This window comes from Bradyrhizobium sp. SZCCHNR1098 (assembly GCF_032489375.1).
In the GTDB taxonomy this organism is placed as follows: domain Bacteria; phylum Pseudomonadota; class Alphaproteobacteria; order Rhizobiales; family Xanthobacteraceae; genus Bradyrhizobium.
Window position 1 is genome coordinate 101,384 of the sequence record NZ_JAUEXY010000006.1, and the last position, 15,861, is coordinate 117,244.

Below are 15,861 nucleotides of genomic sequence, written 5' to 3' on the forward strand. Positions count from 1 at the left end.
CGAATTGTCATCGGGGGGCGCCGTGCCTGCAACTGCTGGATGACCGACATCTCGTGTCGGCCGGCGGGCACGGTGGAGTGCAGGATTGGAAATGGGTGAGCCGCATCTGCCTGAGCGGGTCGTAACCTTGCTAGTGTCGAGTGAATACGCGCGGCTCGTCGGCCGGACCATGTCGGAACGGCTCGATTACATCGTCGACATCGCCTCGCTGCATACGCGCGACGAGTTGGTGCGGCGACTGGGACTCGGCCGCGTGGTCGTGCGCCAGGTCGAGAAATGGCTCGCGTTCCACGGACGCCGTCTACGGCATCCGCACGAAAGCATCGATATTGCCATGTGCGGATTGGAATTTCGGAAGCGGCGCATCCGGCGGTCTCGGGTGGCGGTACGATCGCGTCGATTGAACTCCAAGACGATCCCAAGGGAGCCGGGCCGAGGCAGTTGAGTTGCCCGTGCTCTGCCAGCGCGGCCAGGCCGCTGCCACGCCGCCGAAGCCCTGACGGGACCGCGATGCACGCGGAGTGCATCACATGCTTATCGCGTCGCATCATGGAAAATGAGACTCGTCGTCAAGGCCGAGGCCGGGCGGGTTGCGCCCGGCCTCGGCTCATCCGCTAGCCTCCGCGGTCGATGGGGGCTCACCGTCGCTCGTCAGAGATCACGCGAGGCGTCGGGAAGGTCCGCTGCCAACATGGCCAACAAAACAGTGGCCGGCACACGCTCGTGTGCCCCAGCAATGGGCGACAAGGGAGGAGTTCGATGCACATGCGAAGTGTAGGTATCGCCGTGTTCACGGCGCTTTTGCTGTCCGGCACGGCATTCGCGCAGGAAAAGATCAAGGTCGGCGTCACGGCGACGCTGGAGGGCACCTATACCGTGCTCGGCGAGGACGGAATGCGCGGCCATGTCACCGCGCTGAACGTGCTCGGCAAGAAGGTCGGCGACAAGGAGCTGGAGTTCGTCGTCGCGTCGACCGATGCCACGCCGGACTCGGCCGTCCGTGCCGTGCGCAAGCTGATCGAGCAGGACAAGGTGCAGATCCTGCTGTCGCCGCTGTCGGGCGACGAGGGCATCGCCGTCAAGAACTTCGCCAAGACGCACCCGGAACTGACATTCGTCAACGCGGCGTCCGGTGCGCAGGAGACGACCTATGTCGATCCCGCGCCGAACTTCTTTCGCTTCAACATGGATGGCGCCCAATGGCAGGTCGGCCTCGGCAAATATGCCTATGAGACCAAGGGCTATCGCAAGATCGCGACTGTCGGCGAGGACTATTCCTTCATCTATACCCAGGTGTTCGGCCTGGCGCTGGAGTTCTGCGGCCTGGGCGGCAAGATCTCCAGCCGGCAATGGGTGCCGCTCGGCACCAAGGATTTCGCGTCGGTGATCGCGGCGCTGCCCGATGATGTCGATGCGATCTATCTCGGTCTCGGCGGCGCCGATGCCGTCAACTTCCTCAACCAGTATCAACAGGCCGGCGGCAAGGCGCACCTGATGGGCGGCTCGATCATGATCGACCAGACCATCCTGTCGTCAAAGGGCAATGCCAAGAACGCCCTGATCGGTACGATTGCGGCATCGGGGCAGGCCGATACCTGGGAGGATCCGCGCTGGCAGAAGTTCGTGAAGGCCTATCAGGACTCGTTCCCGCCGGAGAAGCGCTTCCCAAGCCCGTCGCTGCTTGCCACCAACTACTATGGCTCGACCATGGCGTTGATCCTGGCGCTGCGCGAGGTCAATGGCGATCTGTCGAACAACCAGGCCAAGCTAAAGGCGGCGCTGGCGAAGATCGAGATCGATGCTCCCAACGGCAAGATCAAGCTCGACGCCAACCGCCAGGCGATCGGCACCAACTTCGTCACCGAGGTCGTCGACGATGGCAAGGGCGCGCTGTTCAGCAAGGTCGTGAAGGTGATTCCCGACGTCAACCAGACGCTGGGATACGACGCCGCCACCTTCGCCAAGATCGGCCTGCCGAGCCGCACCGTGCCCGAATGTAAGAAGTACTGACCTTCTGCAGAGAGCGACGCGGCTCGAGCGGGCTCGGGCCGCGTCGTCGCGTCTCTTGCTTTCTGCAAAACAATGATCGACGCTGACGAACAATAAGAACCATTTCGGTGAGGAAGTGATGAGTAGGGCGCTCGCCGTCTTTCATGCTCGCTTCGGCCGCGCGACGGTTTATCAGCTCAATCGGCCATTCAATGTGCATGCCCACCGCGAGGGACATCTGATCTTTCATGTTGGCGGGACGCCGGCCGATATCGACGTCTGCGACCAGCATTATCAGATCGGCGAGGACTGGATCGTCGCGGTCAATCCGTGGGAACCGCACAACTTCCTGCCGAACGATGTCGGCAACGGCGCCATCTTCTTCGTGCTCTACGTCAATGCGGAGTGGTTCACGCCGTCGGCCGCGCGCGAGCAGGGCCTGCGGTTTGGTCGTACCTGCTTTCGGCGAACCGCCGCCCTCGACCGCTGCATTCGCCGTGCCGCAGCGTTGGTATGTGGTGCGCCATCGCTAGGTTGCCTCGACGGCGAGTTGCGGCAGCTGATCGACAGTTGCTACGAGGAGAGCTGGCGCGTCTCGGATCAGATGCCCGAGCGGCCGTGCGCGGAAGTGACGGATTTTCGAGTTCGCAAGTGCATCAAGCTGATGTCGGACAGTCCGTGCGCCGAGATCGAGCTCGATCACATCGCTCGCGAATCCGGACTGTCGCGGCCTCATTTCTATCGGCTGTTCCGTAGCCAGACCGGAGTAACGCCCAACCTCTATTTGAATACGCTGCTGATGGAGCGGGCGCTCGATGCGGTGGTGGCGACGGAGTCGCCGATCGCCGACATCGGCTTCGATCTCGGATTCACCTCCCAGAGCGGCTTCACGCGCTTCTTCGCCGGAAATGTCGGCATGGCGCCGACCGATTATCGCCGCGCTGCAAAAGTGCTGCGTGCCTGACGTGCTGCTGCGCGTCGCGCGAAAGAGACTGTCGATCAAGTGCGCATGCTTGTCTGCCGCTACACTCTTCGGAACGTGATCCGGAAAAGGATCCGACGAGGGAGGACGAGCGATGGCCGGCACACCCGGCGATCTTCGGCTGAATGCGCCTTTCCGCGGTGATGACGGATCCGTCCCTCTGACCATGAGGGAGGGACGATGAGCCGCTTCATCGAGCGTCACCCGATCTGGTCCCTCATCATTCTCCTCGCCTTGGCGCTGCTGGCGTGGCTGATCTTCGCCGTCTGGCCGCCGGGGCTTGAGGAGGCGATCGGTAGGAAGAAGGTGTTCCTGAGTGCGGTGTTCAACGGCATCACGCTGGGCGGACTGTATTTCCTGGTCGCGAGCGGGTTTACGTTGATCTTCGGCCTGATGCGAAACGTCAATCTTGCGCACGGCTCGCTCTATCTGCTCGGCGGCTATGTGGGCTACGGAGTGTCCGCCGCGACCGGGTCATGGATCCTCGCATTCGCCGCCGCCTTCATCGTCGTCGCGGCCATCGGCGTTCTCCTGCAACTGCTCGTCTTTCGCCGCATGGAGGGGCAGGACCTGCGCCAGACCATGGTGACGATCGGCCTCTCGATCGTGTTCGCCGATCTGATGCTGTGGGCGTTCGGCGGCGACTTCTATCAGGTCCAGACGCCGGCCTGGCTGATCGGACCGGTGCAGCTCCCGCTGATGACGGCGATGAAATCGTCGGGTGAGGCGGTGTTCCTGCAGTATCCCCTCGTGCGGCTGGTGATCTTCTGCGGCTCGGTCGTGATCGGCGTCGCGATGTGGCTCGCGCTCAACCGCACCCGTGTTGGCATGATCGTGCGCGCCGGCGTCGATGATCGCGAGATCCTGGCGGCGACCGGCGTCCAGATTCAGCTCGTCTTCGTGCTGGTGTTCGCGCTCGGCGCGGGGCTGGCCGGCATTGCCGGCGTGGTCGGCGGAACCTTCCAGTCGATCTCGCCCGGCGAGGATACGCGCTTTCTGCTGGCGTCGCTCGTGGTCGTGATCGTCGGTGGCATGGGATCCATCCCTGGCGCGGCGCTCGGCGCTGTCATCATCGGCCTCGCCGAGCAGCTCGGCTCGGTCTACATCCCGACCTATGCGATCGTCGTGACTTTCCTGATCATGGTGCTGGTGCTGGCGGTGCGGCCCCAGGGCCTGCTGGCGAGGCGCTGAGATGTCGCTGATCCAGGAGGCACGGGCGCGGGAGAGCATGCTGGCGGGAAGCGCGAGAGCGCAACCGGCGGCGTGGTCGGTGACCGAGCAGCCCTGGGCCTGGGCAGTGGCGGCGCTGCTGCTGATCATGCCGCTGATCGCCAACGGCTTCTTCCTGATCGAGATCTTCGGCACCACCCTGATCCTCGGCACCGTCGCGCTGAGCCTGATGTTCCTCGCCGGCTATGGCGGCATGGTCAGCCTTATGCAACTGACCATTGCGGGCTTTGCCGGCTACATGGTTGCCGTGTTCGGCGTCAGCGGCAACGCCAATATCAGCCTGGGCTGGCCGTGGTGGCTGGCGACGCCCATGGCGCTGGTGCTCGCGGTGCTGTTCGGCACGCTCGGCGGCGCGCTCGCGGTGCGTACCGAGGGCATCTACACCATCATGATCACGCTCGCGATCGGCGCCGCGTTCTACTACTTCACCAACCAGAACTGGGCGATCTTCAACGGCCACACCGGCATCAATACGATTGCGACGCCGCATTTTCTCGGCGTCGATTGGCGCATGGACATCGCGTTCTATTACCTGACGCTCGCGGTGGCCGCACTATGCTATTTCGCCGTGCTCTATCTGTCGCGCGCGCCATTCGGCCTGGCGCTGCAGGGCGTGCGCGACAATCCCAGGCGCATGGCCGCGCTCGGCTTCAACGTCAATGCACATCGCATCGCCGCCTATGCGTTCGCGGCCCTGATCGCCGGCATGGGCGGCGTGCTGCAGGTCTGGAACTATCGGCAGATCTCGCCCGGATCGGTCGCGGTCGAGCGCTGCATCGACATTCTCATCGTCGCCGTCGTCGGCGGCATCACCCGGCCGGTCGGGCCGTATATCGGCGCCTTCATCTTCGTCATCCTGCGCACCTTTGCGCTCGACTTCCTGGTCAAGGTTGGGCTCGACGGCAACCGGTTCCGGCTGCTGATCGGGCTCGGCTTCCTCGCCATCGTCTTCTGGTCGTCCGATGGCGTGATCGGCCTCTATGATCGGTGGCGCCGTCGCAGCGAGGCATCGCAGACGCGGTCGCGTCCCGGAGGTCACGGCCATGGATAGGGTCGCGGACCGGCTCTCGGCGCTCGGCTCGACTGCAGCCCTCGAATTGCGCGGCGTGACGCGGATGTTCGGTGCGCTCGCCGCGCTGACCGATATCACGATCACGGTGCGGCCTGGGGAGCGGCGCGCGGTGCTGGGCTCGAACGGCGCCGGCAAGACCACCTTGTTCAATTGCGTCACCGGCGACTTTCTGCCGACCTCCGGCACGATCCGCTTCTTCGGCGAGGACATCACCACCTTTCCGCCCTATGAGCGGATCCGCCGCGGGCTGCGCCGCACCTACCAGATCTCGGCGCTGTTCCTCGGCCTCTCGGTGCGCGACAATGTCTACCTGGCCTGCCGCGGCGTCTCGCGCGCGCGGTTTTCGATGCTGCGGCCCAGCGTCAACGATGCACTGATGCAGGCGACCGAACGCCTGATCGAGGCGGTGCATCTGACGTCAGTGCGCGATCAATTGGTGTCGGAGCTGGCCCATGGCCAGCAGCGCCAGCTCGAGATCGCGCTGGCGCTGGCCGGAGCGCCCCGATTCATCCTGTTCGACGAGCCGGCGGCGGGTCTGTCGCCGACCGAGCGGCGCGAGCTGGTCGAGATCCTGACGTCGCTGCCGCCGCACATCGGTTACATCATCATCGAGCACGACATGGACGTGGCGCTACGCGTCGTCGAGAGCGTGACGATGATGCACAACGGCCGCGTCTTCAAGGAAGGCGCGCCGCAGGAGATCGAATCTGATCCGGAGGTGCAGGAGCTCTATCTCGGAGGCGGCCATGAATGACGTCCGCCGCTCCGCGCCTGCGCTCGAGGTCCGCGGCCTCGACGTGTACTACGGCCATTCGCATGCGCTGCAGGGCGTCGATCTCCGGCTCGACAGCGGCGTGTTCTCGCTGGTCGGCCGCAACGGCATGGGCAAGACGACGCTGTGCAAGGCCATCATGGGCCTGCTGCGGCCGTCCGGCGGATCGGTTCGGCTGCGTGGTGAGGATATCACCGGGCTCAATCCGGCGCGCATCGCAAGGCTCGGCGTCGGCTATGTGCCGCAGGGGCGGCGTCTGTGGCGCTCGCTCAGCGTCGACGAGCATCTGCGCCTGGCAGCGGGCCAGCGCCGCGGTGCCTGGACCGTCGAGCGCGTCTACGAGACATTTCCGCGCCTGGCCGAGCGGCGCAACAATGGCGGCGGCCAGTTGTCGGGCGGCGAGCAGCAGATGCTGGCGATCTCGCGCGCGCTGCTGACCAATCCGCAGCTCCTGATCATGGACGAGCCGACAGAGGGCTTGGCGCCGGTCATCGTCGCCCAGGTCGAGGAGATGCTGATCCGGCTCGGCCAGGACGGCGACATGGCGGTCCTCGTGATCGAACAGAACATCGGCGTCGCCACGGCGATCTCGCCGCGCGTGGCCATCATGGTCAACGGCCGCATCAACCGCATCATCGACTCGGCCCGGCTCGCCGCCGATCGCGAGCTGCAGCAGCGTCTGCTCGGCGTCGGCCAGCATGCCGGCGACGAGACCGATCTCGGGACGGGCGAGGTTCAGGAGGTGCCCGTCGCACGTGCGGCGGTGTCAACGACGCCGAAAGCTGCGCCCGTCAAGGTTTACGTCTCTAATCCCGTGCTGCCGACGCGCTGGTCGCAGCCGGTGCCGATCGCGCAGATCGAGGCCAAGGCGCGCACGCTGTCCACCAGTGTGACCCGGCTCGACGAGGCAACTCGCCAGAGTCGCGAGGGCGCCGTGTCGATCGCGGCGGGCCCGCCGGCGGTGATCGTGGTCGGCACGCTCGACACCAAGGGTGACGAGCTGCGCTTCATCCGCGACATCGTCGCGGGCCACGGCCTGCGCACCCGACTTGTCGATGTCTCCACCAGCGGACGGCACGCGAGCTGCGACGTCTCGGCCCAGGAGGTCGCACTCAATCATCCCCGCGGCGGCTCCGCCGTGTTCGGCCCCGATCGCGGCGCATCGGTCACCGCGATGGCAGAAGCTTTCGCACGTTGGCTGCGACGGCAGGACAATGTAGCCGGCATCATCTCGGCCGGAGGGTCTGGGGGCACATCGCTGGTCACGCCGGGAATGCGCGACCTGCCGGTCGGTGTACCGAAATTGATCATCTCCTCTGTCGCATCCGGTGACGTCGGCGCCTATGTCGGGCCGGCCGACATCGCGATGATGTACTCGGTCACCGACGTCCAAGGACTCAATTCGATTTCGCGCGCGGTGCTGAGCAATGGCGCGCATGCGCTTGCCGGCATGGTGACGGCGCGCGAGCAGCAGTCCGCCGTCGCTGACCGCACCCGACCGCAACGTCCCGCCATCGGCATCACCATGTTCGGCGTGACCACGCCGGCGGTGCAGAAGCTCACGGCCGAGCTGCGCGACGACTACGAGTGCCTGGTCTTCCACGCCACCGGCGTCGGCGGCCGCTCGATGGAGAAGCTGGTCGAGTCCGGCATGCTCGCCGGCTTGATCGATCTCACCACGACCGAGGTCTGCGACCTGCTGATGGGCGGTGTGTTTCCGGCCATCGAGGATCGCTTCGGCGCCATCATCCGCAGCCGCGTGCCCTATGTCGGCTCGGTCGGCGCGCTCGACATGGTGAATTTCGGCGCGCCCGAGACCATTCCCGAGCGCTATCGCGGCCGCAAGTTTCACGTCCACAACCCGCAGGTCACCTTGATGCGGACGACGGCGGCGGAGAACGCGCAGATGGGGCGCTGGATCGGCGAGCGGCTCAATCGCATGGACGGGCCGGTCCGGTTCTTCCTGCCCGAGAAGGGCGTCTCGGCGCTCGATGCGCCGGGCCAGCCGTTCTTCGATCGCGAGGCGGACGAGGCGCTGTTCCGCAGCCTCGAACAGACCGTGCGGCAGACCTCGAGCCGGCGCCTGATCCGCGTGCCGCATCACATCAACGACAACGAGTTCGTCGCGGCGATCGTCGGCGCCATCAGGCCGATGCTCGGGCGGCTGCCGGCGCGGCGCAGACAGGCGAGGTGAGGGGATGGCGAGATATGAGCGCGCACCGCTGCTGAAGAAGTTTCGCGACATGGTGCGCCGTGGTGTGCCGATCATCGGCGGCGGCGCCGGCACCGGCCTGTCGGCCAAATGCGAGGAGGCCGGCGGCATCGACCTGATCGTGATCTACAATTCCGGTCGCTATCGCATGGCCGGCCGCGGCTCGCTCGCCGGGCTGATGGCCTATGGCGACGCCAATGCGATCGTCGTCGAGATGGCGAGCGAGGTGCTGCCGGTGGTGAAGTCCACCCCAGTGCTGGCGGGCGTCAACGGCACCGACCCGTTCCGTGACATGGATGTCTTCCTCGATGAGCTGAAGACGCTCGGCTTCTCCGGCGTGCAGAACTTTCCGACCGTTGGCCTGATCGACGGCACCTTCCGCGCCAATCTGGAGGAAACCGGCATTTCCTACGCGCTGGAGATCGACATGATCGGGCGCGCCCATGACAAGGACCTGCTGACGACGCCCTACGTGTTCAACGAGGCCCAGGCCGCGGGTATGGCGATCGCCGGCGCCGACATCATCGTCTGCCATCTCGGTCTCACCACGGGCGGCTCGATCGGCGCGCAGACCGCGCCCAAGCTCGATGACTGCCCCGGCCTGATCGATAGCTGGGCCTCGGCTGCGCTCAGCGTCAACCCGGAGATCCTGGTGCTGGCGCATGGCGGCCCGATCGCCGAGCCGGCCGATGCCGACTTCATCATGAAGCATACGAAGAATTGCCACGGCTTCTACGGCGCCTCCTCGATGGAACGGCTGCCGGTGGAGCGGGCGCTGACGGAGCAGGTGCGACATTTCAAGGCGATCAGCTCGCGGCCACGCCGCGTCTGAGGCGACAACACGAGCTCCGGCAGCAACGGTGCACGGCGCCGCGCTCGCCGGACGGGAGACCGAGGGAGGAATGAGATGTCCGGGGTTCTGGTTGGTGAGCTGATCCTTTGGCTGATCGTCGCGATCGTCGTCATCGTGGTCGCCGTCTACATCGTCAACTGGCTGTATCATCGCTCCTCGAAGGAGGTCTCCTTCGTCCGCACCGGCTTCATGGGGGAGCGCGTCGTGATCAATGGGGGCGCCTTCGTGCTGCCGTTCATCCACGACTATACGCCGGTCAACATGAACGTTCTGCCGATGGGCATCACGCGTGCGCGGCAGGATGCCGTCATCACGCGCGACCGGATGCGGGTCGACGTCGAGGCCGATTTCTACGTTCGTGTCCAGCCCACCCGCGAGGCGGTGTCGATCGCGGCGGCGACGCTCGGCCGTCGCACGCTCGAGCCGGAAAAATTGCACGCGTTGCTGTCCGGAAAGTTCATCTCTGCCGTGCGCGCGGTCGCCGCGGAGATGACCATGGAGCAGATGCACGAGCAGCGCGGCGACTACGTCTCGCGCGTCAAAGCGGCGGCCGCCGAAGCGCTGGCCCAGAACGGCCTCGAGCTGGAATCGGTCGCGATCACCGATCTCGACCAGACCGATCTCGAATTCTTCAACCCCTCGAACCGGTTCGACGCCGAGGGCTTGACACGGCTGATGGAGGACATCGAGAGCAAGCGCAAGCTGCGCAACGACATCGAGCAGGACTCGATGATCAAGATCCGCACCCGCAATCTCGAAGCCGAGCGCGAGGCGCTGGAGATCGAGCGGGAGAGCGAGACGGCACGGCTGGAGCAGGAGCGCGACATCGAGATGCGCCGCGCCTTGCAGCGGACGGAGGTGGCGCGCGAGCGCGCGCTGCGCGAGACCGAGGCCGAGCAGGCGCAGATCATGGCGCGGGAGGCGATCGAGAAGTCCCGCATCGCCAACGAGCTGACGATTGCGGAGGCGCGGATCGCGGCCGAGCGCGACACGCGGCAGCGGGAGATCGAGCGCACGCGCGCGGTCGAGGAGCGCGAGCTGCTGGCGCGCGAGGACATCGAGAAGGCGCGCATCGCCAACCAGCGCGCGATCGATGCCGCGCGCATCGAATCCGAGCGCGAGGTGCGCCAACGCGACATCGAGCGGACCCGCACCATCGAGGAAGCCGAGATCGCCGCGCGCGAGGCCGTGGAGAAGGCCAGGATTCAGCAGGACCGCGTGGTCTCCGATGCGCGCATCGCCAACGACGAGGAGACACGCCGCCGCGAGATCGAGCGCACCCGCGCGATCGAGGAGGCGGAGATCGCGGCGCACGAGGCGACCGAGAAGGCGCGGATCGCCCAGACCATGATCGTGAACCTGGAGCGCATCAGCTCCGACGAGCGGACGCGCGCCACCGAGATCGCCCAGGTGCGCAACATCCAGGAGGCCGAGATCGAGGCGCAGAAGGCGGTCGAAGCCGCGCGCATTGCGCGTGAGCAGGTGCTGTCCGCAGAGCGCATCGCCGCCGAGCATGCCACGCGCAAGCTGGAGATCGAGCGCAACCAGGGCATCGAGATCGCCGGCATTGCCGCGCGCGAGGCGACGGAAGCCAGCCGCATCGCGCAGGAGGAACGGGTGCGTGCGCTGGAGATCGCGCGCATCCGGACCATCGAGGAGGCCGACATCGCCTCGCGCGAGGCGATCGAGGCGGCCCGTATCGCGCAGGAACAGGCTGTCGCCGAGAAGCGCATCCGCTCGGAGAAGGAGACGCGAAGCCTGGAGATCCAGCGCACCGAGGCCGTCGAAGCCGCGGATTTGAAGCGGCGCGAGGCCGTGGAGCGGCGCCGCATCGAGGTCGAGCTGGCGCTGGAGGCTGAGCGCATCGCCTCGTCGCGGACGCGCGAGGTGCTGAACATCGATCAGAAGAAGGCGATCGAGCTCGCCGATGAGATCAGGGTGATTGAGCTCGCCGCCAAGCGCGCTGAGCGCATCGATGCCGATCGGCAGGTCAAGGAAGCCGAGATCGTCGCGCGCAAGCAGGTCGAGACTGCGGACGTGTCGCGCGAACAGGCGCTGGAGGCTGTCCGGCTGGAGCGCCGCCGCGCCATCGAGCAGCTCGAGGTCGCGCGTGTGCAGTCGCTGCAGGAGGCCGAGATCGCCGCCCGCGAGGAGGTCGAGCGCGCGCGCATCGCCTCCGATCGCGGTCTCGACGAGGCCCGCATCGGCCGCGAGCGCGAGCTGCGCAAGCTGGAAGTGAACCGCGAGAAGGACGTCGAGACGGCGCTGATGGAGAAGGCGATCGCGCTGTATCAGAAGTCGCTGGAGGAATCCGCGGCCAAGGTCGCCGCCGAGGAGGCGCGCACGCGTGCCACCGAGGCAACGGAAAAGGTGATCACTGCGCGCGAGAGCGAGATCGCCCGCCGGCGCAAGACCGTGGAGGTGCTGATTGCCGAAAAGCAGGCGGAGGAGACCCGGATCGCCGCCGAGGCCGAGCGGGTCCGCGCGGCTGTCGAGGCGGAAGCGCAGAAGCTGCTCAACGAGGCCGAGAATGTGCTGACCGACCAGGCGCGCTACTCGCTGTTCCGGCGCAAGCTGCTCGACCGCATCGAGGGTATCGTGCGCGAGAGCGTCAAGCCGATGGAGAAGATCGAGGGCATCCGCATCCTCCAGGTCGACGGCCTGAATGGCAATGGCGGCAACGGCAATGGCGGCCGCAGCGCTACCGACGAGGTGATCGACTCCGCGCTGCGCTACCGTGTCCAGGCGCCGCTGATCGACTCCATCCTCTCCGACATCGGCGTCGAGGGCGGCAGCCTTGCCAAGATGCCGGGCTTGATCCGCGAAGCCAGGGACATGCAGGGCATCCGGAAAGAGACTGCCGCGCGCAAGGACGCAGGCGGCGGAGGTGGAGCAAATGACACCAGCCCAACCGAACCGCCGGCCGACCGCGGTCCGCGCAAAAAGGGGTGAGGCACCATGGCGAGGGTCTACGTCTCCACCGTCGTGAGCGCCCGCAACGATCGGGTTTGGGCGCGCGTCCGCGACTTCAACGGCTTGCCGAACTGGCATCCGGCGATTGCGGAGAGCCGGATCGAGGGCGGTGAGCCCGCCGACAAGATCGGCTGTGTCAGGGATTTCCGCTTACGCAATGGCGACCGCATCCGCGAGAAGCTGCTCGGCCTGTCCGACTACGACATGTTCTGCACCTATTCGATTCTGGAATCGCCGATGGGGGTGACGAACTACGTCGCCACTTTGCGGCTGACCCCCATCACGGATGGCGATAAGACCTTCCTGGAATGGACCGCCGAGTTCGACTGCGCGCCGGAGCGCGAGGCCGATCTCGTCGCCTCGATCGGCGGCGGCGTGTTCCAGGGCGGCTTCGATGCGCTCAAGCGCGCGTTCGGAGGCTGACGCCGTGCCGCACGTCGTCAAGAGCACCATCATCGATGCGCCGACGGAGGCCGTGTGGGAGGTGCTGCGCGACTTCAACGGCCATGACCGCTGGCACCCGGCGGTCGCGACGTCGGCGATCGAGCGTTCGCAGACGTCTGACAAGATCGGCTGTGTCAGGCGCTTCCGTCTCAAGGATGGCTCAGAGCTGCGTGAGCAGCTGCTGGCGCTGTCCGATCTCGAACAGAGCTTCAGCTATTGCCTGCTCGATACGCCGCTACAGCTGTTCAACTACGTCGCCCATGTCCGGCTGCTGCCGGTCACCGACGGCGACCGCACCTTCTGGCACTGGGAAAGCCGTTTCACGACGCGGCCCGAACAGGCCGAGACGCTGACTCGCATGGTGGCGGAAGACATCTACCAAGCCGGCTTCGAAGCGATCCGATCGCATCTGAAGCAGGCGGCATGAGGACGAGGTGAATCGATGCCGGTTACGGTGAAGACGTTTCAGGCCGCGAGCGAAGCTGCGTCTGCGCTGTCGTCGGACCGCGCCGCGCGCTATCTGGGCGGCGGCACGCTGGTCATGCGCGATCTCAACGAAGGCGACGTCTCGATCGCCACCGTGATCCGCGCCACCGATCGCGCGCTGCGGAGCATCGACGCCACGGGCGGGCGCATCCGGATCGGCGCCGGCGTCACCTTCGCCCGCGTTCTGGCCGAGCGCGAGCTGTCCTTCCTGCATCCGGCGGCGCGCTCGATCGGCGGCCCGGCGGTCCGCAACATGGGCACCATCGGCGGCAATCTGTTCGCGCCGGCGCCGTTCGGCGACTTCACGGTGGCGCTGCTGGCGCTCGACGGCATGGTCTCGCTGCAGGGCGGCTTTGGCGTCCGGGAGATGCCGATCGAGGATTTCCTGCAATCGCGCGACCGCCAGGGTGCTGCGCTGGTGGTCGCCGTGTCCTGCATCAGGCCGGCGTCATCGGATGCGTTCCGCTATCGCAAGATCGCGCGCATCAAGCCGAAGGGCGGATCGGTGGTCACGCTCGCGGCGCATCTTCCACAGAGCGGCGGTCGCGTGACCGGCGCGCGGATCGCGCTGGGATCGATGGCGCCGACCGCTGTTCGCGCCAAGGCCGCTGAGCGCGCGCTCGAAGGCCGGCCGCTCGATGCCGGCGCGATCAGCGCCGCCGCTGCTGCGGCAGCCGAGGGAACGGCACCCACGGACAATTCGCTTGCGAGCGCGTGGTATCGCCGCGAAGTGGTCGGCGTGCATCTGCGGCGGCTGCTGTCGGGACAGGAGAGCTAGACCATGGCCAAGACCCCACTTCAGTTCCGGCACAATGGTCGCGACGTCGCGCTGTTCGTCGACGGCGGCACCAATCTCCTGGTCGTGCTGCGCGAGATGATCGGCGACGTCACGCCGAAATTCGGCTGCGGTCAGGGCGGCTGCGGCGCCTGCACCGTGCTGATCGACGGCGACGCGCATCTGTCGTGTCTGACGCTCGCCGAAGCCGTCGAGGGCCGCGCGGTCGAGACGCTCGACGGTATCAAGAGCGGTCCGACCCTGCATCCGCTGCAGCGCGCTTTCGCCGAGGGTTTTGCCGCGCAATGCGGCTATTGCACGCCGGGCATGCTGATGGCGGCCAAGGCGCTGCTGGACAAGATCCCGCAGCCGAGCCGCGAGCAGGTGGTGGAGGCGATCTCCGGCAACATCTGCCGCTGCACCGGCTACGAGCCGATCATCAATGCGGTGCTGGCGGCAGCCGCGTCGCTGCGCGCGAGCGCCTGAGGGGAGATCGCCATGCTGGAACTGCGCAAGGACATCTTCGCCGACGAGCGCGACGACAATCTCAACGAGGTCGGCAAGGGCACGCAGCGCCAGGACATGCTGGGCCATGTCACGGGGACCTCGACCTATTTCAACGATCACAAGCTGCAGGGCATGCTGCATCTGAGGGTCGTGAGGTCGGCGCAGTCGCATGCGCGGCTGCGTCGCATCGACACCGGCGAGGCCGAGCGAAGCGACGGCGTGCGGCGGATCATCAGGGGCGGTGACGTGCCGCGCAACCTCAACACGCTGCTCAGCCTGATCAATTTCGGCAAGGACGATGAGCCGACGCTCGCCGTCGATAAGGTCCGCTACAAGGGCGAGCCGATCGTTGCCGTGGTCGCTGACACGCCGCGCGCCGCAGCCGAGGCGGCTGCCAAGGTGCGGGTGGACTACGAGAGCTTGCCGGCCGTGTTCGATGTCGAGGAGGCGTTGAGACCGGGCGCGCCTGTTGTCAACGAGACCTATCCGAAGAACACGTTCACCTATCACGAGCGCTACGATCACCAGAAGCTGCGCTTCGGAGATGTCGAGCGCGGCTTTGCGCAGGCCGACCATGTGCTGGAGCAGCGCTACCAGATGTCGCCGATCGAGCACGCGCCGGTCGAGACCAACGGCTCGATCGCAGCACCCGACACCAACGGCCGCTATGTCGTCTACACCTCCACCCAGGCGCTGTTCTTCTCGCTCGACACCTGCGCCAAGATCCTCGACCTGCCGTCCAACACCTTCCACTTCATCGGCGGCACGGTCGGCGGCGGCTTCGGCGGCAAGGTCGACACGCTGACCGAGCCGCTCGCCATTCTCGCTGCGATGTTGACGGGGCGCCCGGTGCGCTACGTGCTCGGGCGCGAGGAGGAGATGCAGTTCGGGCCGCCCCGCGGCGCCGAACGCATCTACGTCAAGGACGGCGTGATGCGCGACGGCCGCATCGTCGCGCGCCAGATCCGCGCCTATTTCGACTCGGGCGCCTACACGCGGCTGTCGAGCTACGCGGTGGTCAAATGCGCCGCGCACCTGCCCGGTCCCTACACGATCCCGAACGTCCATGGCGACATCTACTGCGTCTACACCAACCGCACGCCGGCCACCGCGATGCGCGGCTTTGGCATCACGGGCATGGACTTCGCGCTCGAATGCCAGATGGACAAGCTCGCGCATCTGATCGGCATGGACCCGATGGAGTTCCGCATCCTCAACGCCTATCGCGACGGCGACATGAAGGCGCATCGCCGCGAGGCCAAGAACACGGCGCTGATCGAATGCGTGCAGGTCGCGGCCGAGAAGGCCAAATGGCCGATCCGCGAGGAGTTCCGCCGCATGTCGTCGCGCAAGGATGGCGGCGGGGCCCGGGCGGCTGTTCCCTCCACACCACGTGAGCCGGCGAGCGCGCGGCCTGCGCCGGCGCAGCAGCGCACCAGCTACGACCGCGGGCTTCCAGTTTCTCCACCTCCTGAGCCGCCGTCACCACCCCCACAGAGCCCGGCACCGGCTCCCGCACACGGCGCGACGCGGTTCTCGTCGGTATTCGGCACGAGGAGGCGCTGA

General features: G+C 66.5%; 14 protein-coding genes. All 14 read left to right on the forward strand.

Features of this window, described 5'->3' with window-relative positions; genetic code table 11:
* The first annotated feature begins 91 nt into the window (after positions 1–91).
* Entirely contained in the window at positions 92–445 is a 354-nt protein-coding gene (locus QX135_RS14895; RefSeq protein ID WP_316181477.1) for a hypothetical protein, read from the forward strand.
* Positions 446–759: 314 nt separating this feature from the next.
* Positions 760–2,010 carry an ABC transporter substrate-binding protein gene (locus tag QX135_RS14900; protein WP_315781202.1) on the forward strand — a complete coding sequence of 417 codons (1,251 nt, stop codon included), beginning with the start codon at positions 760–762 and terminating at the stop codon, positions 2,008–2,010.
* Positions 2,011–2,128: 118 nt separating this feature from the next.
* Complete coding sequence (locus QX135_RS14905) at positions 2,129–2,953, forward strand: AraC family transcriptional regulator (protein WP_315739524.1); 825 nt, start codon at positions 2,129–2,131, stop codon at positions 2,951–2,953.
* A gap of 198 nt (positions 2,954–3,151) precedes the next feature.
* Entirely contained in the window at positions 3,152–4,162 is a 1,011-nt protein-coding gene (locus QX135_RS14910; protein WP_316181480.1) for a branched-chain amino acid ABC transporter permease, read from the forward strand.
* Position 4,163: 1 nt separating this feature from the next.
* A complete protein-coding gene (locus QX135_RS14915) occupies positions 4,164–5,252 on the forward strand; it encodes a branched-chain amino acid ABC transporter permease (protein WP_316181482.1) in 1,089 nt (362 codons plus the stop codon).
* Positions 5,245–6,027 carry an ABC transporter ATP-binding protein gene (locus tag QX135_RS14920; RefSeq protein ID WP_316181484.1) on the forward strand — a complete coding sequence of 261 codons (783 nt, stop codon included), beginning with the start codon at positions 5,245–5,247 and terminating at the stop codon, positions 6,025–6,027. The genes QX135_RS14915 and QX135_RS14920 overlap by 8 nt, the downstream gene beginning before the upstream one ends.
* Positions 6,020–8,239 (forward strand): ABC transporter permease, encoded by a 2,220-nt coding sequence (locus tag QX135_RS14925; RefSeq protein ID WP_316181486.1) that lies wholly within the window; start codon positions 6,020–6,022, stop codon positions 8,237–8,239. Before QX135_RS14920 ends, QX135_RS14925 begins: the two co-directional genes overlap by 8 nt.
* A gap of 4 nt (positions 8,240–8,243) precedes the next feature.
* Positions 8,244–9,089 (forward strand): phosphoenolpyruvate hydrolase family protein, encoded by an 846-nt coding sequence (locus QX135_RS14930; RefSeq protein ID WP_315739529.1) that lies wholly within the window; start codon positions 8,244–8,246, stop codon positions 9,087–9,089.
* Positions 9,090–9,164: 75 nt separating this feature from the next.
* The gene (locus tag QX135_RS14935) at positions 9,165–12,062 is read left to right on the forward strand and encodes a flotillin family protein (RefSeq protein ID WP_316181489.1); all 2,898 of its coding nucleotides are present in this window, start codon (positions 9,165–9,167) and stop codon (positions 12,060–12,062) included.
* Between the two features lie 6 nt (positions 12,063–12,068).
* Complete coding sequence (locus tag QX135_RS14940) at positions 12,069–12,506, forward strand: SRPBCC family protein (protein WP_316181491.1); 438 nt, start codon at positions 12,069–12,071, stop codon at positions 12,504–12,506.
* Positions 12,507–12,510: 4 nt separating this feature from the next.
* A complete protein-coding gene (locus QX135_RS14945; RefSeq protein ID WP_315812231.1) occupies positions 12,511–12,954 on the forward strand; it encodes an SRPBCC family protein in 444 nt (147 codons plus the stop codon).
* A 15-nt stretch (positions 12,955–12,969) separates the two neighbouring features.
* Positions 12,970–13,791, forward strand: a complete 822-nt coding sequence (locus QX135_RS14950; protein WP_316181493.1) for an FAD binding domain-containing protein — start codon at positions 12,970–12,972, stop codon at positions 13,789–13,791.
* Between the two features lie 3 nt (positions 13,792–13,794).
* The gene (locus QX135_RS14955; protein WP_315776971.1) at positions 13,795–14,274 is read left to right on the forward strand and encodes a (2Fe-2S)-binding protein; all 480 of its coding nucleotides are present in this window, start codon (positions 13,795–13,797) and stop codon (positions 14,272–14,274) included.
* Between the two features lie 12 nt (positions 14,275–14,286).
* Entirely contained in the window at positions 14,287–15,861 is a 1,575-nt protein-coding gene (locus tag QX135_RS14960) for a xanthine dehydrogenase family protein molybdopterin-binding subunit (RefSeq protein ID WP_316234134.1), read from the forward strand.

Coding starts and splice junctions, on each gene's coding strand:
- QX135_RS14895 (WP_316181477.1), top strand. CDS start 92: ATGGGTGAGCCGCATCTGCCTGAGCGGGTCGTAACCTTGCTAGTGTCG.
- QX135_RS14900 (WP_315781202.1), top strand. CDS start 760: ATGCACATGCGAAGTGTAGGTATCGCCGTGTTCACGGCGCTTTTGCTG.
- QX135_RS14905 (WP_315739524.1), top strand. CDS start 2,129: ATGAGTAGGGCGCTCGCCGTCTTTCATGCTCGCTTCGGCCGCGCGACG.
- QX135_RS14910 (WP_316181480.1), top strand. CDS start 3,152: ATGAGCCGCTTCATCGAGCGTCACCCGATCTGGTCCCTCATCATTCTC.
- QX135_RS14915 (WP_316181482.1), top strand. CDS start 4,164: ATGTCGCTGATCCAGGAGGCACGGGCGCGGGAGAGCATGCTGGCGGGA.
- QX135_RS14920 (WP_316181484.1), top strand. CDS start 5,245: ATGGATAGGGTCGCGGACCGGCTCTCGGCGCTCGGCTCGACTGCAGCC.
- QX135_RS14925 (WP_316181486.1), top strand. CDS start 6,020: ATGAATGACGTCCGCCGCTCCGCGCCTGCGCTCGAGGTCCGCGGCCTC.
- QX135_RS14930 (WP_315739529.1), top strand. CDS start 8,244: ATGGCGAGATATGAGCGCGCACCGCTGCTGAAGAAGTTTCGCGACATG.
- QX135_RS14935 (WP_316181489.1), top strand. CDS start 9,165: ATGTCCGGGGTTCTGGTTGGTGAGCTGATCCTTTGGCTGATCGTCGCG.
- QX135_RS14940 (WP_316181491.1), top strand. CDS start 12,069: ATGGCGAGGGTCTACGTCTCCACCGTCGTGAGCGCCCGCAACGATCGG.
- QX135_RS14950 (WP_316181493.1), top strand. CDS start 12,970: ATGCCGGTTACGGTGAAGACGTTTCAGGCCGCGAGCGAAGCTGCGTCT.
- QX135_RS14955 (WP_315776971.1), top strand. CDS start 13,795: ATGGCCAAGACCCCACTTCAGTTCCGGCACAATGGTCGCGACGTCGCG.
- QX135_RS14960 (WP_316234134.1), top strand. CDS start 14,287: ATGCTGGAACTGCGCAAGGACATCTTCGCCGACGAGCGCGACGACAAT.